This window comes from Qipengyuania sphaerica (genome assembly GCF_019711595.1).
In the GTDB taxonomy this organism is placed as follows: Bacteria; Pseudomonadota; Alphaproteobacteria; order Sphingomonadales; family Sphingomonadaceae; genus Qipengyuania; species Qipengyuania sphaerica.
The window spans coordinates 1-23,101 of record NZ_JAIGNR010000001.1 but is presented as its reverse complement, the minus strand read 5'-3'; the positions used below and the strand labels follow the sequence as shown (position 1 = coordinate 23,101).

Sequence of the window (23,101 nt, the reverse complement as noted above, 5' to 3'; positions counted from 1 at the left end):
GGGTTTTTCGTGCTAGTCATGAAGGTCTTAAATTTAGTCTTCTGATTGCCGGCACTCAATCGATAGAGTCGACCCATCAAAAAAACCCTACTCTCTCGAGTAGGGCTTAGTAAAAAAGCTGAAACTAGAACCAATGGGGCTAATCAGCTTCCGCGAGTGACCGGATAGCCACAAAATGAGCATATACGATTCGCTCTCGATTACTACGGAAAATTGATCGAGATGCTGACAAAATGAAGTGCGTTCTTTCCATCCACCCGGTGGGACCATCTGATGACGAGCGATAGCCTGGACAAGGATGTCAGGCTATTTCTGAACGAACGCCACCCTAATCTATCAGCGCCCCATCTTGATCCACACGCAAAGTGCCGGCCGACGTGTCAGCGATCGGCACTCCTTTTTGAGCATCGCTCGCCAAACCTTTTTGCGTATCAGGAGTTGTCCGCGGGCTGGAGTCGACGATCAGACCACTGCCGCTGAGCGGGGAGTGATTGGCGAATGTATCATCGTTTTCCGCCGACGGAACTTCGCCCGTCAACCCCAGAATTTCCTCCACAGATGGATCGTTAGTTGGCGAATACTTGAAAGCCGCTCTTCGCCCCCAAGCTCCATTCCAACGATAAAAAATATGCCTGCCGACCTGACGGATTTTTGTAAGCTCGAACGCCCAGCGAGGCACAACATAGTCCGCGTGGTAATGCGTTGCCATGCCAACAGACTCCTCGACCACTCCTGCTAAAGCATTATTCGCCACCGTCTCGGATCGTAGCCATGCAGATTCTTGAGGTCGACGGCGTAGACTCCCATCGCAGGTAAAGGTGAATTGGCACCCCGTCTTGCGGTATGACCCTTCGTAAATGACTTCACAAACCGATGAAGGAAAAGCCGGATGGCGCACACGATTTAAAACAACTTGAGCTACAGCTCGCTGTTCATGCACGGCTTGAAATCCCGCTTCGTAGTAAATGGCATCAGCTAGGCATTTTTGGGCGCGCGAGATCGCTTGAGGATCTTTGACATACGCAGAAAGGACCAAAGCATTGGCAGCTTCTATTGGTTGATCAGAGATCGGGATTGTCTTGTTTACCGCCAAGGCGTCCTCGGCTGTCAGGCCCAAAACCCCGTTTTCGGCCAGATCGGGCATTGCGCTCCTCTGCTCCTCAAGTTGGGGGGCGATATTCCTCGCCATTCCCCGCAGAGTGGTTGGAGTGTCCTTAGCCAGAGTGAGAATACCGATTATCCCGGCCAGGAGTGTGGCGATCGCCAGAGTAACCGGATACCGGTGGAGCATTGATTGCAGCGCCCCCATCTTACAGTTTTTCGGGCGCGAACGATATCATTCAAGACGCTTACCAGAGCGGCGGGTTTTCGCGAAGCAACTTGTTTAAAATCGCGCAGTTGCTAGTGTTGCACTGAACTATTCCGATCGCCAATCCAACGAGGAAATGACCAAGGGAAAGGGGCAATGGATTTGGCGCACGCATCTCGCGACAGAAGCTGGCTGGTGAAAATGATGGGCGCCAAAAATGCCGTCGACGTAACTGTCTTGGCTATCGGCATTCTTGCCCTGACCATCCCGACCATGGCTTTCGTCGTCCGAGAAGGTTGGACCGGAGAAACAGGCGCACATGCCCCGATCATACTCGCGACAGGGCTATGGCTACTTTATGAATCGTTTTCGGAGCATAGGCGCCACTTCGTTCCGCCAAGAGCCGCATACCCCATCGCAATCCTGACGTTGATCCTGCCGCTTTATGCAATTGCCAGGGTTACCCAGATCGTAGAGATTGAAGGCTACCTGATGTATGCTGCGCTCATCGCAGTTCTTTATAGCGTGATCGGATGGGAAGGAATTCGGCGCCTCTGGTTCCCGCTGATATATCTGCTTTTCATTTTTCCGCCGCCCGAAAGCGTGGTGGCTGCAATAACACTCCCGCTGAAGCTCTGGATTTCCCAAGCTGCCGTTGGTGCCCTATCTTTTGTCGGTTATCCGATCGGCGCCCAAGGCGTGACAATTAGCGTAGGCCAGTATTTGCTACTTGTGGCAGCGGCTTGCGCAGGTTTGAACACTATCCTGTCGCTGTCGGCCATTTCTCTATTCTATGCCTATGTTCGGCACAAGGCAGAGCCGCGGTATGTAGCCTTCCTTGCGCTTCTCGTGCTTCCCGTTGCGCTCTTCGCGAATTGGGTGCGGGTCGTCATTTTGATCTTGCTCACCTATCATTTTGGGGAAGCAACTGGCCAAGGGTTCATGCACAACTTTGCCGGGCTACTTATGTTTGCGGTAGCGTTAGGTACGATGTTTGCGCTTGATGCCCTCCTTCAATCGAAGCGGCTGCGGTTTAGAGCGCAGCCAACGGAAGAACGGCTATCGGCATGAAGCACGCTGACGATAGCTTCGATCGGCCCCCAATGCGGATTACGCGTCGACATCTAGTACTGGGTGGAATGCTGACCGCAGCTGCGGTTTTGGCCGAAGCCCGGCGTCCAGTGGTTGCGAACCCGGTGATAGAGAAGCAAGATTTTCGGGCTTGGGTGCCAGACCGATGTGGGGAGTGGTCGAGCACGGGAAGTGGCGACGTTGTACTCCCGCCTCCCGACGAATTAAGCGACCGGCTATATGACAATCTGATCACCCAAGTTTACCGTGAGGCTGGCGGTGAGGAGGTCATGTTGCTCATGGCTTACAACAATCGTCAGGACGGCATGCTGCAAGTCCATCGCCCGGAAGTCTGTTACCCGGTCGGCGGGTTCGAACTGACGGAAACGGCGGCCACCCAGTTACGGTTGGGCGCAAAATCGATACCCGCTTCGATGTTCACGGCTTCAAGCCCTGGGCGGGTCGAGCATGTCATGTATTTCACTCGCGTCGGGAACAGTTTTCCGCGGAGCTGGGCGAGTCAGCGTGAAACGGTAATCGCGGAAAACCTTAGAGGCTATATTCCTGACGGCCTGATGCTGAGAGTATCGTCTCTGTCTCCAAGGCCCGAAACTGCCCTGAACCACATGCGCCAGTTCGTTCAATCGTTTCACGCCGCCTCACCTATGTCCATGCGTAGGCTTCTGACTGGCGAGTAGTAGGAGAATTCCAAATGCGTCGCATCGTCCATTCGACCCTAATCTGTGCCAGCCTGCTACTCATGGCATGCGAACAAACGCCTACCGGGCAAGTTGCCGCGATTGTCGACGGTGATGAGATCACCATTCAGGAAATCAATGGCGAGCTGGCATCGATGCGCCTGCCGCAAAGTTTCGACCCAGAATTAGCGCGGAATATAGCGTTGCAACGGGTCATTGATAGGCGGCTCTTGGCGCGTGCCGCTCGCGAGGAAGGGCTCGATCAGACGCCCGAGTTCTTCATCCGTCAGAGAGAGTTGATCGACAATATGCTGATCGACCAGTTGCGGGACAAATTGCAGCGCGCAGTCGCTACACCGACCGATGCCGAACTTAGTGATTATGCACGATCCCATCCCGAAGCTTTCGAACAACGCAAGCTGCTCGAGGTTGATCAGATTACCTTCCCTGTTCTTGCCGACCCTCAAGCCCTTAGCGCGCTCAAGGATGATCACTCCATGGATGAAGTTGCAAAATCGCTCACAGACATGGGGGTCGTTTTCAAACGTTCGCGCAGCCAGTTGGATACCGCCATGCTCGGCGCTGATAGACTTCGTCAAATTGCTGCTCTGCCGGAGGGTGAACCTTTCATTCTGCCGGGTCCGCGAGTCATCACAATCGCTGTAGTGATGGGCGAGCAAGCGGCCGAGCGCGATGCTCAGGCAATGCCCTCACAAATAGCTGACAGGATCAAGCGAGAGGAATTGGCGGAGCTGCTCGAGACGAGGCTCGAAACTGCGAAGAGTTCTGCACAGATCCAATACCAGGCGGGTTACGAACCCCCTCCCAAGGAGGAGTCCCCAGCCACCTAGGGGCGCTTGAACTTACCCGGCGATCAAACACCTAGAGAAGTTGTTCGAAGGAAGGCAATGTCTTCGCGAGTCCATCCCGCAGTGAAATCTGAGGTTGCCAATTCAGTTTTTCACGGGCCAGGCTGATGTCCGGGCGACGCTGAGTAGGATCGTCCGATGGAAGCGGCTTCTCTACGATTTTTGAGTTCGAATAGGTCATTTCGATAATGATCTCGGCCAGTTCCCGGATGGTAAATTCCGTCGGGTTGCCGAGGTTGATCGGCCCTTGGAAAGCGGAATCGTAGTCCATCAAACGCACCAGCCCTTCGACGAGATCGGAGACATATCCAAAACTGCGCGTCTGCTCTCCGCTGCCATAAACAGTGATATCCTCTCCGCGTAGGGCCTGCATCGCGAAGTTCGAGATCACGCGGCCATCGGAGGGGTGCATCCTCGGTCCGTAAGTGTTGAATATGCGTGCGACCTTGATGTCGACACCGTGCTGTCTGTGATAATCGAAGAACAGGGTTTCAGCGCAACGCTTCCCTTCATCGTAACAGGAACGAAGGCCGATCGGATTGACATTACCCCAGTACGATTCCTGTTGCGGATGCTGTTCGGGATCGCCGTATACCTCGCTCGTCGATGCTTGCAGGATCGGGCACCGCAGGCGCTTTGCGAGGCCCAGCATGTTGATTGACCCGATCACCGACGCTTTCACAGTCTGAACGGGATCGTATTGATAATGGATAGGCGATGCCGGACATGCGAGATTGTAAATCGCGTCCACTTCGACAAATAGAGGAAAGCATATGTCGTGCCTCATGAACTCGAAACGCGAGTTCCCGAAATGATGAGAAATGTTCTCCTTCGATCCCGTGAAGAGATTATCGACGCACAGGATTTCGTGTCCATCCTCGAGAAGCCGGTCAATCAGGTGCGAGCCTATGAAGCCGGCGCCGCCCGTGACCAGAATTCGTTTTCGCGAGAAATAGTTGCGTGACATTTTTTTTTGATCCTGTCGTTCTAAGTCAGATATTGTCTGGAAGTCATCTCGGAATGTTCGATATGAGCGCCCAATCAGGCGCGTTTCTCACAGTGTTATCGTGGTTGCTGGTGACGCCATTTCTGCTGTCCTTGAGCTACCTTGTCATTGAGCTTGCGGCAGGCCTCTATCCGACCCGTGTGCGCGGCGGAGTTGAAGATGCGTTGGAAAATCTGGCAATCCTTATTCCGGCCCATAACGAGCAACATGTCATTGGCGACACGATCGGCGAACTCAAGCGTACAGCCTCCTTCGCGCGAATTGTCGTTGTGGCTGACAATTGCTCGGACCGCACTGCTGAAGTTGCGAAAAGTGCGGGAGCAGACGTCATTGAGAGGTTTGATGATGAGTGCCGCGGCAAAGGGTACGCTTTGGCTTGCGGGCGCGAGTATCTGGCAAATTCGGCGCCCCACGCGGTAATCGTTCTCGATGCAGATTGCCGAATTTCGGGTTCGTCCGCCAAGGCGCTCGGTGCGAAGGCGATCGCGAGCGGTCAGGCGGTACAGGCGATCAATTTGTTCGCACCGGATCGTTCTCTTTCGGCCCAGCTGCAGATTTCGAACTTCGCCATGCTTGTGAAAAACCGGTTCCGGATGAGAGGTATGTTTCGCCTGGGAGGATCTGCGGCACTGCTTGGAACTGGAATGGCTTTTCCCTGGCACAAGTTTATCGCACTGCCCTTGGCCACCGGGGACGCTGCAGAGGACATCCAGATGACGATCCAAATTATTTCCAGTGGCGAAACGATCCTCTTTCCCGAAGTGGCGGAAGTCTGGAGCGACGCCGAAACCGTTCAGGAAACAGCCGGGCAGCGGAAGAGGTGGGAACATGGTTTTCTGGGCCACGCTTTACGTCAGGCTGCGCCTACCGTGTTGAAAGGAATTTTGAGTGCGTCGCCACCACTGGTCGCGCTCGGCCTCCACCTACTTGTCCCGCCGCTCGCATTGCTGCTCATCCTTTCCGGTCTAGCATCCATAGCCTCGGGGCTTCTTGTGTTCGGCGGTGCATCCATTCTTCCACTGGCAACCCTGCTCACTCTCATCACCGTAACCGCGATCTTGCTTGCGTTTCTTTGGGCAACCAAGGGCCGTGAATACCTGTCGCTTCGAGCTGTCGCATCAATTCCTTTTTATCTATTGTGGAAGGTCCCGATCTATCTGTCGTTCGTGACCAAGCGACAGAGGAACTGGGATGACTAGTCCTTTAAGCAACACCTCGCCGCGATCGTGACCAACGGGCCCAAGCCAGGAAAATTGTCGGCCCCTTGATTAGATAACGATACGCCAGTCGATGCGGCTCTTGGAGGAGACGGAAAAGCCATTCGCAATGGGCTTTCTGTACCCAGAGCGGAGCGCGGGTCTTCTCGCCGGTGATGAACTCCAGCGATGCGCCAATACAAAGGGCGAGGCCCCGGGCATTCCCGGCTGCTTTGATCTTCCGGCAGACCACCTCGCTTTGCGGGGCGCCTATCGCGATAAAGCTAATATCCGCATCCGTCGTCGCGACGAATTGGCAAATGGCATCTTGCGCCTCCTCGGAGTGTAAAACTCCCATGGGCGGTATGAAAAAGCTCCATTCGAATTGCGGGTAGCGAGCGCGTAGCTCTTCGTGGACGACCGGCGAGCCGCCTACCGCTGCGATACTCGTTCCATCCTCCAAGCGAGCGAGCAACGCCGCTGTAATATCGCTTCCGGGCACCGCAGGTAGCTCCACGCGCGACTTGCGCGCCATGAGCGAGAGAACACGGCTGTCGCATACAAGGTAATCCGCTTCGTCGTACGCTACCCTGATGTCGGACCCGATTGCAGAGCGCGCGATTGTGACCAAGTGGTCGACATTAGGCGTGACAGCATATCGGAACCTGGCGGCACCAATGTTCGAGCTAAGGGAGTCAAGAAGCTCTGCCAGAACGGCATTATGAAAATTCATGCCCAGGAATTCGGTCCGCAAGAGCTCCGGAGCTTCAGGCTCTTTCCCGCCCAATGGATCAATATAAAGCTCATCGGCAGACCCGGGCGGCTTTTCGAAGAATAGCTTTTTGGCTTCCAGCGGGAGAAGGTCGTCATCGTCCAGTCGATCTTGGATCGCCGAGCGCTGGTCGAATTTATCTTCAATCCCTTCCATTGCGACACCTCTCGAACACGATGAAACAAAGGCGTCTGTCCAAACGCCGCCACGACCCGACATTTCAGCATGTGGAACACGCGGATTTGTCGCAGACCACTGCGCGAGCGCCGACGCATTGGTTAAGCGCAAGGCAACTCGCGAATCACTCCGCCCGCCTGGGTCAACCTGATGTTAACCAGCGAAGTGCTTGAACTAAAGGAAAATACCTAGTTTTTTAGGATGGATGTCCCAATTCGTTACATCCACTGCAACTCATTCAGCGAATGAGGAACCTTCCGAACAGACCGCTTGAAGAGCGCTCGCCCGGCGGTGGGTCAATTCCGTATGTCTGGGTGGATAGCTCAAGACCGTGTTTTGCGGCCTTTACGCAGGCAGGGTCGATGTCTCCGCAAAGTTGCAAATATTTTCGCCAGGCCGGTGCGTAGCCCGGCATCGCTCGCGCTAGCGTCCTCTGGACCGCGAGCGCCTTGCGTGGTTCTCCTCGCTCAATGAGCCAATCGACATATTGATGTGTAAGCCAGGGCTCTTGCGGGTTTTCGGAGATCGCCTGTTCGAAAACGCGGTCGGACTGCGTGCTCTTTCCCTGTTCGTCATACGCGCTCGCAAGTACCGACCAGCCTTCCACTAATGTCGGACACTCGCCTGTCGCACGCTGAGCGGCGTAGATTGCCTTGTTGAAATCTTTATGCTCGTGATGAGCGCGGGCCTGAACATACCTCGCAGTGCAATTTGTGCTGTCAACTTCGACGATAGCCGTTGCCGCGTTTAGCGCTTCGACACTGCGGCCGAGGGCCAAATCTCGCGAGGCAGCAAAGACGGAGGCCTCGTTCCCACGCAAATCCTTCATCAGTTCTGTTGCCACGCCCACTTCATCGCGCTGCAGCAATAGTCTCGCCAATTCGACCCGCGCATCCACATTGCCCGACCTACCGACAACTTGGGATGCACGAACAATGTCCGGTGTCGAAGCATACAGGCGCAACACGCGTACCAGCGCGCCGATCTCCTCAGCTCCGACATCATCGAGTGCCAGTGCTTGCGAAACGATATCGGTAGCTTTCGAACTCTGGCCCAATTGGTAATGGAGGACTGCTTCGTCCAAACTCAGATTTGCGCTTTTCGGCAATAGAGTTCGGAGTTTCCCGAATGCCGCGATCATGCCATCGGCATCCGAAAACTCGCGATATACTTCGAGTTCGGTCAGGGCCAACGGGGGACTGTCGGATCGTTCGCTGGCATATGCGCGAAGCAAGGAGCGTGCCGCTTGCTCGTCGTCATTCAAGACGGAGGCACGTATCTTCAGGATGACCGCTTCGGTGTGGTCCGGCTCTATCGCCAATACAGCGTCGGCCTCCTCGATCGCCTCGTCATAGTCTCGGCCGAGCATATGATGGACACCATTGACCAATCGCGCTTCGACAAATCTGGGATCGTTCAATAGCAATCGCCGCGTAGCTTCCTTCGACTTTTGACGCTCGCCGACCTGGAGCCCGATCTGCGCAACAGCAAGAAGTGCCTCGGTATTTTGAGGAGCTAGAGATGTCGCGACATCATATGATGCGAAAGCGGTGGTGCGGTCGCCTAGCTGAAAACTCACTCTGCCCAGCTGGAGGTAGAAATCAGGGACATCATCCCGGATTGCAATCGCTTTCGTCAGGGCCAGACGTGCTTTGACCAAATCACCTGCTTGCTGCAGGCGAGCAGCTTCTCCGGCAAGTTCGTAGGCTTTCGCGTCGCTGGTCTCCTTCAAATACCAATATCCGGCAATGAGCGCGGCCACAGCGATAGTTGCCCATATTGATACGGTTTTAAGATTCACGTGTCGCAGGAGCATTTTCAACGCTATAGTGCCTTCCAAACAGCAAATCGACGGTGGATGGATATTCAGTAATGCGCTTTTTCGGTCTAGTTTTCACGACTACGATTGCACCATTTGCAATGCTAGCGATGTCTCCGCTGATGGCTCAAGATGGTACAGCTCAATCATCATCGGAAGCGTCGGAGCCATATCGTATCTATCCCGGTGATGAGATCGAAATCTATGTTTGGGGCGAAGAGCGTTTGCAGCGCTCGGTCAAGATCCTCCCCGACGGCACATTGGCTTTCCCGCTGGTTGGACAGGTTTTGGCCGCTGGTCGGACCCTTACGGAGATCGAGGCAATAGTCACCGAAAGGTTGCAGCCCGAGTATCGTGGCGAAGTTCCACGCGTCACCGTTTCAGTTGTATCTTCGGGCGGGACCCAGTTTTCCGTGATGGGGCGCGTAAATGCTCCAGGTGCCTTTACTCCTGCACGCCGGGTGAATGTTCTGGAGGCGCTGGCGATGGCCGGTGGGCCGAGCGAATTCGCAAACCTCGATGACATTGTTGTGCTTCGAAAGCAGGGGGGAGCCATTAGACCGTATCGCGTGAGCATCTCGCGATTGTTCAAATCGAATTTGCGCAACGCCGATGTAAATGCTGCCAACATCATGACCATTCAGCCCGGTGACACGATCATCGTACCCTAAGGGGATTTGAATTGCTGCTTCAGGGTTCGAAATTTTGCCTTGCAACAACAGTCTGCTTCTCGGCGCTGTGGTCTGCGTGCGTTCAGGCTCAGGAGGGACCAACGGTTGAAATCAGGACCGGAGCCCTCGTCGCGAGCAATCCGTTTCTCGTTGGCGGCGATGATGCCGAAGGGATCGCCTTGACCATGGAGGTCTTGCCGCAAATTCGATGGGAGGACGAAACCTCCACAGTCGTACTGGATGGGCAGGTCAGGATCGAGGAGTGGCTGGAACGTTACGATACCGATCTCTCGGGCAAGGCTGCACTGAGCGCTAGCAAGAATGTCAGTCAGACGCTGGAGCTGTTTGGCGACGCTATGTACGAGACGCGAAAGCGTGCCTCACCAGACCTGTTGGTAAATTTACCTCCCGATGGTGAAATTGCGCCGCCAACCGGGACTGACTTCGAACTTGATCCGACGTTGATCGATCAGACCGTCAGGCGTCAAAGTGCCTCGGCAAGCTTCGGGGCGGCAAAGCAGCTTTCGAGCACGCAGTCGTTGCGCGGGCAAGTTGCGACTGGTGCGAACTGGTTCGATCAGAGGGGCCTGGATTATCGAACGACCAGCCTCGACCTGAGCTATAACCAGGATCTCAGCCCTCGCGTGAGCTTGGTTCTGGGCGCAAACGGATCATTGTCCGATTTTCTCGATCAGGCTCGCGGTGATGGCGTATTTGCCACGGCGGAAGCCGGTTTCGAGTTTGAAACGAGCCCAACCGGGACTCTTGCCGCGCGCGCAGGTCTCTCGATTGTTCGCGTCGATACGGGCTTTGGGGAAACGGATAACGGCGAATATGCTGTTGCAGATGTCGAGTTCTGCGAAGAGCTTTTCCAGGGCAAGATGTGTGCAAGTGGATCGCGCGAGTCGCGTCCGACGACCATCGGCGGCGCAAGCACGGTAACCGCAGCGAACTTTTCCTGGAACAAACAGTATGATCGCGGCGAGAATCTTACTCTCAATCTAAGATACAGCGATACAAAAGCTTCTTTGGCTGCTTTCGATCTGGCAGATGTTCAGCGGACCAAGTTCTTGGGCGCGTCAGCTTATTATGCGCGACCGATCAGCGATACTGTCGGGGTTTACGTCAGTCCCAGTGCAGTGAAATTGTTTGACGACCCTTTCGACAGAGGATCGAATTATCAAATCATGTTCGGCCTCACACTTAATTTCGGCAGATAGATCATGAACTCGTTTGAGCACCATGGAGAGTCACGAGCCGAGGAAGCTGGGGCGACCTTCCTTGCCCAGGTTCCGAACATTCTCCGAGACCGTAAATGGTGGATTCTGACAGCCCTCTTAATCGGGACCTTGGCAGCCGCAGTCACATCACTGGTCGTGCCCGTGCAGTACAAGGCCGAAGCGATAATGTTGGTCGAAGCTCCTCAACTGCCGGAGGAGGTTCTGAATCAGACAGACGTAGATGTCATCGACCGGCGCATCGCCAGGATCAAACAACGAATAACCAGCAGGCCGGATCTCGTCGCCATGATTGAGCGGCATAATATCTATGCAGATCGTCGTGGAAACGATTCGATGTCGGAAATCATCGAAGACATGCGTGACGAGATCGAGATTGCTCCGACTGTTTCCGATGCGGCTAGTGGAGCTTTGTCGGAGACAATCGCATTCACTCTCTCATTTTCCTATGAGGATCCAGTCGCCGCTCAGGCAGTCGCACAGGACCTGATGGAACGCATCCTGCAACTCGACGCACGAGGTAGTGTCGAGCAGGCCACCAATACCGTCGATTTCCTCGAGGAGCGCGCATCGCGCCTCGAGGACCAGATAGCGACCATCGAGGGCCAGATTAACGACATCAAACGCCGCAACGGGATGAGCCTGTCTGACGGGGGACTGATCCTGTCGGGCGGTCAAGGCAGCTACGATGTCCAAATCGGTGCGCTCCAGCGCGACAATCAGGCATTGATATCGCAGCGGCGTGCGGCCCAAAGTGCCGATAATCGCAACCCGATTGTGGCGGCGGCGGAGCGCGAATTGGCAGCGGCAAGATCAGTTTATTCCGAAACCCATCCGGACGTCGTGCTGGCTCGCCAGAAATTAGCCGAGGCTCGTGAGCTCGCCAAATCGGCTGGGCCAAGCGGCTCCGAAATAAACGACCTGACGCGCCAAATCGAGTTCAACAATTCGCAAATCGCTGCGTTGCAAGCGGCCAAAGCCCGCGAAGAAAGCAGGCTTAACAGCCAAATTGCGGCTCAATCACGTGCCCCGCTGGTGCAGCAACAAGTTGCAAACCTTGAACGACGGCTGACAGGCTTCACCGAGCAATACGAGGAAGTGAGCGCTCAGTTGACCAGTGCCCGAACCGGGGTTCAGGCAGAAGACGAGCGCATGACCGAGCGGCTGACTGTTGTGGAGGCCCCAATCACACCAGAGCGACCTTCCTCGCCCAATTATTTGCTCATTTTAGCCGTTGGGGTGGTTGGCGGCCTTGCCGTAGGTGTAGGTCTCGCTTTCGCTGTAGAGCTCTTTTTCAGGCCTATCCGGGATCCTCAATCGCTTGAGGCTTTGCTGGGCGCTTCCCCGATTGGGGTGATCCCCGTCGTCGATGTGCTCAAGGTAGCGGACGACGCTCCAACCCGGCATGAACCCGGACGCTTGTTGCGCTGGTTGAGGTTAGCCCGATGACAATAGATTCCCATGCTTCCACCTTCCTCGGCGCAACAGATACGCTCGACATCTCACTTTTACCGGAGATTTCGTTCGATGAACGGCCTGCGCCACCTGCTCTGCTACGCAATGCAAGCGGTTTGGCCCTTCGCCCATTCTCTTTGATGAGAAGCAAGGTGCTTCAAAAACTCTCCGAAAATGACGTCACCATGGTTGGGGTCACTTCGGCGACTCCGAACGTCGGCAAGAGTACGCTGTCGATTGCATTGGCAGCATCGCTCGAGCAAGTCGCCGAAAGGCCGGTCGTTCTAGTGGATCTTGATCTGCGGCGTGGTTCCGTTGCGGAGTATCTGGATCTCGATGTGGGGGTCGGGGTCAGCGATTATCTATCGGAACCCTCGATCGGGCTGCAGTCCATCGCAGTCAGGATGCAAAATTCGGACCTTGTTGTTTTGCCGACGGGAACGGTTCCGAAGAAAACGGCGGAATTGCTGTCTGGGCCGGGCTTGGGCAAATTGGTTGCATCTTTGAAAGCTTTACCAACAAAGCCTATCTGCGTTTTCGATCTGCCGCCTGCCTTTGCCAATGACGACACGATAATCGCCTTGCAGAACCTGGACGGTTATTTCCTGATCGTGGAAAGTGGCAAGACGACCAAGCGGCACATTTTGGACCTGTTGAAGATTTTGGCACCAGCAAAATGCTTCGGCACCATTTTGAACCGCTATGAAGGCATGATCGGCGATTCCTATTCCTACGGCAGCACTGCATACTCCCGATATTACGAATGAGAACTCTGCAGGATCGGTCGGAACTTCTCGGCGAGAATGCTCGCGGCTTTGTCGATGTTGAACTCTTCAGGGAAGTGAGAGCCGGCGTTTTCGGACAGTTTTCCTCGGAGATCGTCGTCGGTCAGCAGCGTCTCTAGAGCGATCCGAAGCTGCTTCCAGTTGGATGGTTCGAAGGTCAGGCCATCTACCCTATCACTAACAAGCTCCGGGATTCCGGCAATCGCAGTCGCGATCACGGGCTTTCCCAGAGCTCTCGCTTCGATGAGTACGACTGGCAGTCCTTCCATCAGGCTCGGCAGGACGAGAAAATCGCAGTGAGCTATATGCTGCAGGGTTTCCCGTTCCGGCAAAGCACCGAGCAGCTTTACCCTTCTACCTAACCCAGCCTCTTCCATGCTCTGAACGAGTTTATCGCGAGCCGGCCCATCGCCGATGATCGATACCTCGTAATCGGGAAGCGATTGGGGGAGCGCTGACAGGGCTTCGAAAAGCCCGAAATAGCCTTTCTCGGCAGAAAGTCGCCCGACAGCCAGAACTCGGAGTGGGGAGCCTGAAGTCGCGCTCCTCGGTCGTGGCAACGAACCGAGGTCGATCCCACAACGCACGACAAGGAATTTCGCCCCATACTCGGGATCTACGAGACGCATGCCTTGGGCCATCATGAAACGGCTTGCGCAGGCTACGAACGCTGCCGCCTCTAATTTATCGCGCAGGGTGGCGATGGCAGGAAAGTCGGTCTCGGATATTCCGTGCAAGGTGAGGCTCCACGAAATCCCGGCCTGATGGGCTGCAAGCATTCCGACGGTCGCACCGCTATTGGCGAAGTGATTATGCAGGTGGGCGCAGCCATCTTCGCGAAGCAGCCTCGCTAGAAAAATGGCCTCGACGAAATGGAAGATAGACCAAATCAGGTGCCTTATCCCTGGAGGACGGTGACGCAAGGCAAGGAATAAGGTCCTCGTGGTCCTTATCGGCTCCCCGAAAAATTGGCGGATCGCGGCGATAACATACTGGTGAATGGGCCGCCCAAGGATCGCTTGATAGGTCTCGGAACCAATATCACCGTGTATCGAATAGGCCTCGACAGGAATTTCCTGTCGTCCCAGAGCCTCGATTTCCCGCCGAACGAATGTGTGGGATGGCGCCGCGAGATCACTAACAAGGTAGCCGATTTTTCTCATGTGAGATCAGTCACCGCATGACCTGGCGGATGATAGGGTCGGGGGCCCGGGTTCTGCCAACGCTTTCAAATTTCATGCCTCTGGCAGCTGCGATTATGCCCAAAGCTATCGCTATCAGGTATTGTGGCTCGCTCAGGATAATAATCCATTCGAAGATGCCATGAATAGACATGGTCAGTAGCGCGACAGCTGCCCCCAGCACGAGGTCTCCCGCCGGATTATCCTTCGCGCGAATGGCAAATGCCACCCCCCTGACGATCGCCGTTGCGATGAGAGCTATGAAAGTGAGCAGACCCAGCCAACCCATTTCGGCTGCGTGAAGCAGGTAGATGTTGTGGACGTGTGCGGCTCTGCTGCCAAAAACTGCAACCACACCGGCTTCATCCGAATATCCCTCCACATTTGCGGTCACCACATACCGGTTTGCGCCCACCCCCATGGGATGATCGCTCCACATTGCCATGGCTGCTCGTTCGAATGCTGCCCGTTCCTCGTCGCCTGACAGTTTTTCCGCTGCGGTCCGGTTGGCAAGCGCTGAAAACATAAGCGGGACGACAACTGCAGCAGCCAGTATTCCAAGACCTAATGCCTGCCATTTTACCTTGGTCGCCTTGCGAGCCAATGAAATGCAGACGAGGATGCCAATACCTAATCCGAGAAAGGCTACCGTCCCACGTGAAGCAGTAAGCGCTGCGGCCAATAAACCAGCGAGGGCGCCTAGGAGAATGACGCGTCGGCGATCGCCGGCCAAGATCATCGCAATGAGCGGTATGGTCGCGAAATGGAGCATCATGCCGAGCAAGTTCTGGTGCGACATAGTGCCGGACGCCTGGACCGCTCCGCCAACTTTTTCGTAGATGCTGAAGGCCGCTTGGAAAATAGCGCCCGAGGCCAGACCGAAGCACAACCAGTCGCGCGGCATAGGCTGCCTCGAAACGATGACTACGGCGAGAAAGAGGACGAGAACCCGAAGAGTTTGTAGGGCATAGAAAGCGCTGCTCATCGGAACTGCCGAAAATGCCATCGATACACAGGCAGCGAGGAAATATAGCGAGATGAGGACTACGAATGGCGGAAACCCGATGCGTTCTCGACTCGAGATCAAAATTGCGAGAGCCAGACTGTCCAGAATCGTTACGATCAGGCCCTTCGTGTGCCCCGGCCACATATTCCAGTTGATCAAGGCAGCATCGAGATTGAAGAATGCGATGCCGAAAGGCAAAAAGCCGATACCAAATGCGGCAAGGCGCAATCTTGCGGGATTGCCTCTCAACCAAACGACGAAGATCGGGAGCGAGACGATTACCAGAAGGATGCCGATCATTCGCATCGGAGCGGCCCTCCCGGTTTATAAGATGCGGTGTTTTGGGCCGCGCAAATCATCTCCGGCGCGAGATGAGTTGCAAAAGAAATTGTCGGAAAAGTTCTGACTTGACCCACGAAGAAACCGCCTCTCGCCTGGCGCCTTCGATACAGGCATCCACGGGGACTTCAAGTTCGCGATTATCCGTTCTGGACGGATGGAGGGCCCTGAGCATTCTCTTGGTAATCGCGGGGCATTGGCTTCCGATAGGCCATGCTAGCTGGGAGCTAAACGCCGCTGTAGCGGCCAGCGGCATGGCCCTTTTTTTCTGCCTTTCCGGTTTTCTGATCACCAAGCTCTTGCACAGTGATCCGACCGTGCGGGACTTCCTCGTCAAAAGGATTTTTCGCATCGTCCCGCTGGCTTGGCTGGCAATGATAATATTGATTGTCGTCAACCAGCCCAACTTTGCAACCAGCATCGCCAATCTTGGCTTCTACGCCAACCTTCCACCGGCACGCTTGATGGAAGGTGGCGAGCACCTTTGGAGCTTGTGCGTCGAAGTTCAGTTCTACCTGTTTGCCGCCTTGCTCGTCGCCTTGTGCGGACGCAAAGGCTTGCTGCTTCTTCCCATCGCTGCAGTCGGCGTTTCGGCTTTGAGAATATCCGATGGCGAGATCATCAGCATTGTGACCTGGCATCGCGTCGATGAAATTCTCGCAGGTGCTTGCGTCGCGCTGGTGTGGATCAATTTCCCCCCGCGCGAGAACAGCAGGATCCCGGCGTGGCTGCCCCCACTTGCGATCCTGCTCTTGATGGTTGCCAGCTTGCCGCAAGCAGGCGCTTTCGGATATTTTCGGCCGTATATCGCGGCTTTGGCGATCGGAAGCTCGCTGTACGCATTCCCGCGCATGCTAGGCAAGATATGGACAGGCAAGGCCGCTCGATACATCGCTGAAATCAGCTATTCCCTGTATGTCTGGCACGCCATGCTTCAGGCAACTCCCCTTGGTGGAAACGAGCAAGATACGATTGTGAAGTATCTTTTAAGGGTTCCACTCGCCCTAGCCACTTGGCTACTTTCGCATCTATCGACACGTCACTTCGAAATGCCCCTGACCAAACTTGGCCGGCGATTGATCCGCCGAAAGGTTGGAGCAGCTGCCAACTAAAGATGCGGTATGCCTAGGTGTCTTAAGGTTCTCGCCGAAAGGAAACCTTCAACACTTTAATGACGTAGACAACTATCAGGCTGAAACCGATGGCGGCAACAACGTCATACCCTTCGTTGCCAATGTAGTTCACGACAGCGCACCCGATTGCGGGCGGTGCGTAGTGCCACAAGGAGTCAGGCGGTTCTTCCATATTGGAGCGCTGCAACATCAGGGTAACCAGACCCGCAAACGCGAAGACGGTGACCCAATCCCATAAAGTTTCCATGCGCTACTGCCCCGTCACTGTCTATTCTGCACCTTAGACCGATCCGAGCTGCGGGGGAACCATTGGAAGAAATTCGGAAACCCAACCCAGCATTAGCAGTACCCAACGAATTGAGGCGGCAGTAATCAGCAGAGTGGTTGTCCCGACAAGATCCTGAAAGGCGAAAACGCGCTTTTGACCTGACTGACTGAAGGAAAGAACCATATACCTCGGAATGTCCCCGAGCGAGATCATGGCGAGCGCGGCGGCGAATCCATAGCTTTGAAAGGCGAACGGCACCAAAATAAGTAACCAGGCGAATTTGGCTGCGTTCGCGCCGGCGTTCAATACCGGTTTCCCCGATCCATATACGACTGACTCGTTGATTACCGAGAGTATCGAAAACCAGACGCCAACGAGAAGGACCGGGAGGATGAAGGCAGCAGATTGATAGCGCGCGTCGTACAACAAACCGATAGCGATATCTGAGAAAGCCAGGCCGCCGCCGATAAGTATTCCTGCGATGAGAACTCCGATCTGCCTCGGCTTCGTGATCGCAGCGATGCCTGCCCCGGAATGGTGTGCATCTGCGATTGTCGGAAAGACAATCAGGGTGGAGATTTTGTGGGCAAGCTGGAATGCCGCATCTGCAAAGGTCTTCGCTATGCCGTAGACGCCCAACAAACTTAGCGGGATCACTGCCGCGAAATAGAGCCGATCAAAGCTGGATGCGGCGAAATGCAGCAGCGTCGCCACAAACACCCAAGCGCCGAAGTACAGGATCCTGCGCGCCATGATTCTATCGAGACAAAGGCGCAAGTTCCTCCAGCGCATCATTCGGGCACCGAGAAGTGCCGCAATGACCGAGGTAAGCAACAAAGCCCAAACCAGCGCCTCTGCCGTAGGGGATACCAAAGCGAAGCCAATCGCGAGTATAGCCCCGATCAAGGCGATCACCAGTTCGAGCGAAACCAGTTTCCTGATCTGATGGTTCTTCTGCATGAGGAAAATCGCAGGTGTGGCAAAACCCGTGATCACGAAGATTGGGGCGAACAGCGGCAGAAGAGCGCCAAGTTCGCCACCGCCGAATGCTGTGGCCAAAAAAGGCGCCGCGAGCAGAAATGCGCCGAACAGCAAGAGCCCCCGAATGATCTGGATCGTCCAGGCGGTATTATAGAACTTAGGCCTGTTGCCCATTTTGTCGAAGACGATGTTCTGGCCTATCCCGACGTCGGAAATCTGTTCGACTCCAGTGCGCAAGGTATTCAGGATAAGCATTATGCCAAACACCGACGGGGTCACGATCGTTGCCAGCACGATGTTGGTAACAAGACGGATGACTTGTTGCAGGCCGAATGCAATTCCAACCCAGCTCACATTGCGCACAACCCGATTTATCATCATTTGATGCGCGACCTCTCGCTGCGTTCAACGCCCTCGATGCCGTGAATATCACCACGAATTACGACGCACTTCGGTTATTCTCGAGGCATCCGCATTGATCTCAATGACATGGTAGCCGGAGTTTCGCCAGCCGACATTTCAGCTCAGAGGGCTGAAGTACGGGAAATCAGATCGCAAATAAAATTCTTATGAATGGGGTGACGCCGCCCCTTCGCTGTGGCGAAGGTTAGTGAACGGTGTGCACCGCAATCTTTCGCGGGTTTGCTCCGCTTGTCGGATAAAGATTGTTTCGCTTCATCTTCCTGCCCGTTCCCAAGTCGCCGTCCGAACAATTCAACAGATTGTCGATGCAACCGTCTTGCCACATGTCGAGAACCGCATCTTCCCAGGCTCCGAACCAGTCCGAATGGAATGTCGACCCGGGCTCGACATTGTCCATGTCACTCGAGAATCGCCACAGCGCCGGCATATCTCCGGTCTCGATGCTCCACTCTACGGTCATGGTAAATTGTGCGAGAGCGTAGGGATGGCTAGCCGGACAGTAAGTGCGCGTTCCGTCTCTCACTTCCATTGAAACGTGAGACCTGTGGTCAGCCGAATCGAGGTTCCTTCCATCCCAGCAGCTTGGCGAAGCGATCGAAACCATGAGTTTCTGGCCGGCGCCACACCCAGAAAGTGCGTCGGGCATGGAATCGGATTCTCTGACGGGCGTCCATTCTTGAACGCACTTGAATTTTACCGATCCATTGGGATGGCCAAATACGTATTTGAGCCCTCGGGGAATGCCGGTGGGAGTTGTCTTGTTCGACGCAAACCACGTGTCACTGGATGGCCGGCGCTTGTAATAGATTGCCACGTAGTTCGGAATTATCGCTGATCCCTGACCGTCCAGAAGCGCTGGCATCCAATATGCCGATCGGTTCAGTGCGTTCGTGCATGTACTATCGCCGGTCATGCGCAGGCTCTCGTAAGTCGAATTCGCATCGGCCTCCGTATTGCCAAAGAACTGGTGCAAGTGAGCTGCCCCGGATTTCCCCGGGTGCACGATGGGGTCATCGTAGCTGAGATGGCTTGGCGCGCATAAGAAACGAAAAGCACCGAGCACGTCTGGAGCCGCGGTTTCCGGAATGGGGCTGGAATAAAGCCACGAATCGATATTCAAACCCGACGCCACCTTGGGCAATTGCACCTGGGCGTTCGTGCCGGGGGTCGGCGTCGGAGCGGGAGTAGGGGTGGGGGACGGTGTCGGCGTTACAACGGCTATGCCACCGGAATTGGGGGGAGTTGCACCCTCGCCAGCTCCACATGCGGTAAGACAAAGGGAAGCGACGCCAAGCAGAAGCATACGGTTAGTTTGGAGCACTATTTTCCTCCGCGCAATACAGCACGGGACCTAGTTTCTTGAGGTTAAATTCGGGTAAAATGCGACCGAGCGCGGGCCCCTAGTGCGGCGGGGCTAGCGCTTCCAGTCCCCAAGGCGATCGTGGCGGCTAAAACGCGATATTTTGGTCAGGAGATGAGACGGGGCGGCACTCTCAAGTCTGCGAGAGCATTATTTGACAAAATAAAGAGGGCCGACTCGCGAAGAGCCGACCCTGCTTGATCGCGTCTGAATTTAAATCGCCCGGCCTCGCCGCAAGGCGAGTCTGGCAAGCGCCCTATGCGAAGCTTGCGCTTCCTGTAAGTCCGCGCTTCGCCGAACGCCTCCGCAGACCGAAGCCTACGGCCGCAAAGCCCAGCAGGAGCATCATCCATGTCGAGGGTTCGGGAACCGCCGGCACGCCTGTCGAATATAGCACGGCATTCGAAAAGCCCTGCGTATCGGCGAGGGTAATATATTCAGCCCCCTCTTCTCCGAAGTCGAACGACCAGAAAACCGAAACGTTGCCGGCATCCCCCGCCACGTTCCCGAAATGGGCACCGATGAAGGTGAGACCGTAAAGCACGGTCCCGAAGTTGATCTGATTCCCGTTCTGGAGAGAAAACACGACGCTGGAAGAAACGCCATTCCAGTCGCCATCAAAATTGTAACCGAGCTCGTTTAGGGCTTCCACCTGGTTTGCGAGATCAGTCTCACTGCCGTTGAGAAGGTTGCCCGAATAATAACCCGCGCACGCCGTCGCGTTCGGAACCGGAAGCGTCACATCGCAAGGTTCGTCCACTTCCAGAGCAAAAGTAGTTTTGTCCGAAGTCGAAATCGGCGCAATCGTTTCAGTTGCGAAGGCAGGGGCGGCACACAAAGCGAGACCAATCGCCGTGGCAGCAAGGAAATTTCTCATTTACTCGTACTCCGGTCTATGGCGCGCCAAGTCTTGATGGTCACGTACTGCGAATCGACCGACCCTAGTTAAAGCACTTCCTAACGTTTGGTTAACCAAAATGCAATGGTGCACCTGTTGAATTTCTCGATGTTTTCCAGTGGGAAAGCCCTATCGTATGTTCCGTTGGTTCGATGGGCAGAGAATGGCAAACACCGCTCAGCTCGAGATCGGCAGTTTCAAACGATCAGTTTTTGAACAGTCGTCTTCGTATTCCGCGTATCTGCAGAGACACTTAATAGCCAGAGGTCGGTCCCCTGCATGCCTATAACGCTTAGGCGCCCTGACTTATGGGCGGCAGTGTCGATGTTGATCCGATTATAGAGGAATTCGGGGCTGTCCACCTCCGTGTGCCCGTGGACGACCACCGCGCCGTGATCCTCGTCGCTATACAGAAATTTGTTTCGGATCCAAAGCAGGTCACTGGCGACTTGCTTGTTCAATTCGACACCTGGGCGAACGCCCGCATGGCAGAAATAGTATGACCCCGAGCGATAGCTAAGCGGGCGCGAGTCAAGCCATTGCAGCGTTTCATCGCCGAGAGCTGCCAACAACATCTCTGCTCTTTCGGTTGGCGAACGTCGGGCAAACCGGTCTGGATCGATGCCATAGCTTTCCAGCGTTTGCCTTCCTCCGCTCCGCAGCCATAACCGCTGCATTACCTCGTCGCCTCTGGCGCTTTGAAGCAACATTTCTTCGTGGTTGCCACGAAGGACTATGAAACTTGTTGAGGCGGTATGGAATTGCTGGAGCACCTGCAGCAATTGCTTCGATTGCGGGCCTCGATCGACCACATCTCCCAGCAATATTATTGTGGATCGGGCAGCAGGCTTCGAAGCATTATCGGCATTTACTACCTTGAGCGCCTCGCGAAAGAGATCGAACTCGCCGTGCAGATCTCCGATGGCGTAGATTCTTTCGAATTCTCTACCTCTTTCGAAGAGTCTGTGAGCATAGGAGCCTTGAATTTCAGCGGTCGCCCGGCTGCCCCGAGCGCGCGATTCGCGTCGACCCAGATTTGCAACCAGTCTCCAAGGCTTCATCTCTTTGCTCCACAAAGATCAGGTCGGGATTCAACCTCGACCGCGGCCCGGCGCTTTACATGTTCCAAAACGAAACTGCTCTGCTTTTTCTATTCCGTGTCATGCACGTTTGGGAAATGTGTAGAACATTGCTCTGCGAAAAGTAAGGCGGAAGGACTTAGTATCAACACGGATGGCCAAAGATCGCCTCACACTGCCCCCTCGATTCCACGCTTGCCTTTGATGCTTGGCGGGGGGTATGCCTTTTAATTCCCAAGAGTTTTGTGAATTCAATCCATTAGGAGGTCGCAAATGGCCATTACCGGTACTGAAAACAGCGAGCTGCTCGTTGGCACTGAAAATGACGATACCATAAACGGCCTCGGTGGCGACGATACACTTCGTGGGTTGGCCGGCAATGATGCGCTCGACGGCGGTGAAGGCGCCGACACGATGGAGGGTGGCCAAGGCGACGATACCTACCGTATCGATGATCCCAATGACGTGGTGATCGAACTCGCGGATGAGGGCTACGATCACGTCGATGTTTATACAACAATGGTCTTCGACTTCGGAGAAAACATTGAAAGCGCCTATACCAATCGCCCCTCGACGCTGATTGGCAACGACGGAGATAATTATCTCGGCGGTAGTGGTGGGTCGACGTTGATCGGCGGCTTGGGGAACGATTATTACCTCGTCGCCGCCAACGCAGCGGTGATCGAAGACATGGATGGCGGGATCGACACCGTTAGCGTCACTGGGAATTATTCGCTTCCCGAGAATGTCGAGAATCTCTTGAACGAGAATTCATCCTACGCTTTGGGATGGACCTATAACGGCAATTCCCTTGATAACATCATGATCGGGTATCAGGGACCCGAGACGATCAGTGGCCTAGATGGCGATGATCAGATTTATGCTGATCCAATTACCGGCGGCACGGCATTCGGCAGCGAAGATCAACTTTACGGCGGAAACGGCAACGATATTCTCTATGCTGTCCGAGGAAATGATAGCCTGTATGGCGAGGCGGACGACGATGAGCTTCATAGTGGCCTAGGAAACGATCTCCTTGATGGCGGCGCGGGCAGCGACACTGCTAGCTATGTTGGCGTTACTGGCGGAGTGTTCATAAACCTGCTTGCAGCAGATGCGCAGGACACGCTTTCAGCCGGCATCGACACCCTTGTATCGATCGAAAACCTGGTCGGCTCCGCTTTCCGTGATCGTCTTGTGGGCGACGATGGAGCAAACCGCATCGACGCCGGCGATGGTGACGACCGTGTCTATGGCTACGGTGGGCGTGACGTGCTAGTCCTCGAAGAAGGCAACGACCGCGCCTGGGGCGGCGGCCAGGACGACCGTATCTACGGCCAGGACGGCAACGACCGCATCTATGGCGA

21 protein-coding genes are annotated in these 23,101 nt (G+C 55.1%); 10 read left to right on the top strand and 11 right to left on the bottom strand.

Annotated elements, in window-relative coordinates; all coding sequences use genetic code 11:
- Positions 1 to 328: 328 nt before the first annotated feature.
- Positions 329 to 1,144: a cell wall hydrolase gene (locus K3178_RS00105; protein ID WP_247713465.1), complete on the bottom strand. Its 816-nt coding sequence runs from the start codon at positions 1,142 to 1,144 to the stop codon at positions 329 to 331.
- Positions 1,145 to 1,465: 321 nt separating this feature from the next.
- Between K3178_RS00105 and xrtV the strand changes: the two genes are divergently transcribed.
- From xrtV to K3178_RS00090, 3 genes are read left to right on the top strand one after another with little or no spacing between them, the layout of a single operon-like run.
- The gene (gene xrtV / locus K3178_RS00100) at positions 1,466 to 2,380 is read left to right on the top strand and encodes an exosortase V (RefSeq protein ID WP_221569375.1); all 915 of its coding nucleotides are present in this window, start codon (positions 1,466 to 1,468) and stop codon (positions 2,378 to 2,380) included.
- Entirely contained in the window at positions 2,377 to 3,078 is a 702-nt protein-coding gene (epsI, locus tag K3178_RS14415; RefSeq protein ID WP_221569373.1) for an exosortase-associated protein EpsI, V-type, read from the top strand. Before xrtV ends, epsI begins: the two co-directional genes overlap by 4 nt.
- A 14-nt stretch (positions 3,079 to 3,092) precedes the next feature.
- On the top strand, positions 3,093 to 3,929 hold the full coding sequence (locus tag K3178_RS00090; protein ID WP_221569371.1) for a hypothetical protein: 837 nt from the start codon (positions 3,093 to 3,095) through the stop codon (positions 3,927 to 3,929).
- A gap of 31 nt (positions 3,930 to 3,960) precedes the next feature.
- On the opposite strand, the gene K3178_RS00085 is transcribed toward K3178_RS00090, so the two are convergent.
- A complete protein-coding gene (locus tag K3178_RS00085) occupies positions 3,961 to 4,914 on the bottom strand; it encodes a UDP-glucuronic acid decarboxylase family protein (RefSeq protein WP_221569370.1) in 954 nt (317 codons plus the stop codon).
- Between the two features lie 53 nt (positions 4,915 to 4,967).
- Here K3178_RS00085 and K3178_RS00080 point away from each other — a divergent pair, with 53 nt between their 5' ends.
- Complete coding sequence (locus K3178_RS00080; protein ID WP_221569368.1) at positions 4,968 to 6,152, top strand: glycosyltransferase family 2 protein; 1,185 nt, start codon at positions 4,968 to 4,970, stop codon at positions 6,150 to 6,152.
- 4 nt (positions 6,153 to 6,156) lie between these two features.
- On the opposite strand, the gene K3178_RS00075 is transcribed toward K3178_RS00080, so the two are convergent.
- A complete protein-coding gene (locus K3178_RS00075; protein WP_221569366.1) occupies positions 6,157 to 7,077 on the bottom strand; it encodes a WecB/TagA/CpsF family glycosyltransferase in 921 nt (306 codons plus the stop codon).
- Between the two features lie 259 nt (positions 7,078 to 7,336).
- Positions 7,337 to 8,914 (bottom strand): tetratricopeptide repeat protein, encoded by a 1,578-nt coding sequence (locus K3178_RS00070; protein ID WP_247713539.1) that lies wholly within the window; start codon positions 8,912 to 8,914, stop codon positions 7,337 to 7,339.
- Positions 8,915 to 8,970: 56 nt separating this feature from the next.
- Here K3178_RS00070 and K3178_RS00065 point away from each other — a divergent pair, with 56 nt between their 5' ends.
- The 4 genes from K3178_RS00065 to K3178_RS00050 are packed head-to-tail and all read left to right on the top strand — an operon-like array spanning position 8,971 to position 13,048.
- Entirely contained in the window at positions 8,971 to 9,588 is a 618-nt protein-coding gene (locus K3178_RS00065; RefSeq protein WP_247713464.1) for a polysaccharide biosynthesis/export family protein, read from the top strand.
- Positions 9,589 to 9,599: 11 nt separating this feature from the next.
- A complete protein-coding gene (locus K3178_RS00060) occupies positions 9,600 to 10,808 on the top strand; it encodes a hypothetical protein (protein WP_221569362.1) in 1,209 nt (402 codons plus the stop codon).
- Between the two features lie 3 nt (positions 10,809 to 10,811).
- Positions 10,812 to 12,275, top strand: coding sequence for a GumC family protein (locus K3178_RS00055; RefSeq protein ID WP_221569361.1), 1,464 nt, complete (start codon positions 10,812 to 10,814; stop codon positions 12,273 to 12,275).
- Positions 12,272 to 13,048 (top strand): CpsD/CapB family tyrosine-protein kinase, encoded by a 777-nt coding sequence (locus K3178_RS00050; protein WP_221569357.1) that lies wholly within the window; start codon positions 12,272 to 12,274, stop codon positions 13,046 to 13,048. Before K3178_RS00055 ends, K3178_RS00050 begins: the two co-directional genes overlap by 4 nt.
- Here the strand turns inward: K3178_RS00050 and K3178_RS00045 are convergent.
- Complete coding sequence (locus tag K3178_RS00045) at positions 13,039 to 14,229, bottom strand: glycosyltransferase family 4 protein (RefSeq protein ID WP_221569356.1); 1,191 nt, start codon at positions 14,227 to 14,229, stop codon at positions 13,039 to 13,041. The two genes, K3178_RS00050 and K3178_RS00045, sit on opposite strands and share 10 nt — an antisense overlap.
- A gap of 10 nt (positions 14,230 to 14,239) precedes the next feature.
- Complete coding sequence (locus K3178_RS00040) at positions 14,240 to 15,553, bottom strand: O-antigen ligase family protein (protein ID WP_221569355.1); 1,314 nt, start codon at positions 15,551 to 15,553, stop codon at positions 14,240 to 14,242.
- On the opposite strand from K3178_RS00040, the gene K3178_RS00035 reads away from it, so the two are divergent.
- Positions 15,466 to 16,704, top strand: a complete 1,239-nt coding sequence (locus K3178_RS00035) for an acyltransferase family protein (RefSeq protein ID WP_345719821.1) — start codon at positions 15,466 to 15,468, stop codon at positions 16,702 to 16,704. The two genes, K3178_RS00040 and K3178_RS00035, sit on opposite strands and share 88 nt — an antisense overlap.
- 22 nt (positions 16,705 to 16,726) lie before the next feature.
- Here the strand turns inward: K3178_RS00035 and K3178_RS00030 are convergent, their stop codons facing one another.
- The 5 genes from K3178_RS00030 to K3178_RS00010 all read right to left on the bottom strand — a co-directional run bounded on the left by K3178_RS00030 (position 16,727) and on the right by K3178_RS00010 (position 21,716).
- On the bottom strand, positions 16,727 to 16,972 hold the full coding sequence (locus K3178_RS00030; RefSeq protein WP_221569353.1) for an XrtV sorting system accessory protein: 246 nt from the start codon (positions 16,970 to 16,972) through the stop codon (positions 16,727 to 16,729).
- A gap of 33 nt (positions 16,973 to 17,005) precedes the next feature.
- Positions 17,006 to 18,355, bottom strand: coding sequence for an oligosaccharide flippase family protein (locus K3178_RS00025; RefSeq protein ID WP_221569352.1), 1,350 nt, complete (start codon positions 18,353 to 18,355; stop codon positions 17,006 to 17,008).
- Between the two features lie 226 nt (positions 18,356 to 18,581).
- A complete protein-coding gene (locus K3178_RS00020) occupies positions 18,582 to 19,544 on the bottom strand; it encodes a DUF1996 domain-containing protein (protein ID WP_221569351.1) in 963 nt (320 codons plus the stop codon).
- A 469-nt stretch (positions 19,545 to 20,013) separates the two neighbouring features.
- Positions 20,014 to 20,634: a PEPxxWA-CTERM sorting domain-containing protein gene (locus K3178_RS00015; protein ID WP_221569350.1), complete on the bottom strand. Its 621-nt coding sequence runs from the start codon at positions 20,632 to 20,634 to the stop codon at positions 20,014 to 20,016.
- Positions 20,635 to 20,852: 218 nt separating this feature from the next.
- On the bottom strand, positions 20,853 to 21,716 hold the full coding sequence (locus K3178_RS00010; protein ID WP_221569348.1) for a metallophosphoesterase family protein: 864 nt from the start codon (positions 21,714 to 21,716) through the stop codon (positions 20,853 to 20,855).
- 291 nt (positions 21,717 to 22,007) lie between these two features.
- Between K3178_RS00010 and K3178_RS00005 the strand changes: the two genes are divergently transcribed.
- On the top strand, positions 22,008 to 23,101 hold a 1,094-nt coding region (locus K3178_RS00005), incomplete at its 3' end, for a calcium-binding protein (RefSeq protein ID WP_221569347.1).

Excerpts from the sequence above, each read along its gene's own strand:
- K3178_RS00085 (WP_221569370.1), bottom strand. The coding sequence starts at position 4,914 with ATGTCACGCAACTATTTCTCGCGAAAACGAATTCTGGTCACGGGCGGC.
- epsI (WP_221569373.1), top strand. The coding sequence starts at position 2,377 with ATGAAGCACGCTGACGATAGCTTCGATCGGCCCCCAATGCGGATTACG.
- K3178_RS00025 (WP_221569352.1), bottom strand. The coding sequence starts at position 18,355 with ATGATGATAAATCGGGTTGTGCGCAATGTGAGCTGGGTTGGAATTGCA.
- K3178_RS00035 (WP_345719821.1), top strand. The coding sequence starts at position 15,466 with ATGCGGCAAGGCGCAATCTTGCGGGATTGCCTCTCAACCAAACGACGA.
- K3178_RS00055 (WP_221569361.1), top strand. The coding sequence starts at position 10,812 with ATGAACTCGTTTGAGCACCATGGAGAGTCACGAGCCGAGGAAGCTGGG.
- K3178_RS00050 (WP_221569357.1), top strand. The coding sequence starts at position 12,272 with ATGACAATAGATTCCCATGCTTCCACCTTCCTCGGCGCAACAGATACG.
- K3178_RS00080 (WP_221569368.1), top strand. The coding sequence starts at position 4,968 with ATGTTCGATATGAGCGCCCAATCAGGCGCGTTTCTCACAGTGTTATCG.
- K3178_RS00070 (WP_247713539.1), bottom strand. The coding sequence starts at position 8,914 with ATGCTCCTGCGACACGTGAATCTTAAAACCGTATCAATATGGGCAACT.
- K3178_RS00065 (WP_247713464.1), top strand. The coding sequence starts at position 8,971 with ATGCGCTTTTTCGGTCTAGTTTTCACGACTACGATTGCACCATTTGCA.
- K3178_RS00015 (WP_221569350.1), bottom strand. The coding sequence starts at position 20,634 with ATGAGAAATTTCCTTGCTGCCACGGCGATTGGTCTCGCTTTGTGTGCC.
- K3178_RS00045 (WP_221569356.1), bottom strand. The coding sequence starts at position 14,229 with ATGAGAAAAATCGGCTACCTTGTTAGTGATCTCGCGGCGCCATCCCAC.
- K3178_RS00105 (WP_247713465.1), bottom strand. The coding sequence starts at position 1,144 with ATGCCCGATCTGGCCGAAAACGGGGTTTTGGGCCTGACAGCCGAGGAC.
- K3178_RS00010 (WP_221569348.1), bottom strand. The coding sequence starts at position 21,716 with ATGAAGCCTTGGAGACTGGTTGCAAATCTGGGTCGACGCGAATCGCGC.
- K3178_RS00090 (WP_221569371.1), top strand. The coding sequence starts at position 3,093 with ATGCGTCGCATCGTCCATTCGACCCTAATCTGTGCCAGCCTGCTACTC.
- xrtV (WP_221569375.1), top strand. The coding sequence starts at position 1,466 with ATGGATTTGGCGCACGCATCTCGCGACAGAAGCTGGCTGGTGAAAATG.
- K3178_RS00030 (WP_221569353.1), bottom strand. The coding sequence starts at position 16,972 with ATGGAAACTTTATGGGATTGGGTCACCGTCTTCGCGTTTGCGGGTCTG.
- K3178_RS00040 (WP_221569355.1), bottom strand. The coding sequence starts at position 15,553 with ATGATCGGCATCCTTCTGGTAATCGTCTCGCTCCCGATCTTCGTCGTT.
- K3178_RS00075 (WP_221569366.1), bottom strand. The coding sequence starts at position 7,077 with ATGGAAGGGATTGAAGATAAATTCGACCAGCGCTCGGCGATCCAAGAT.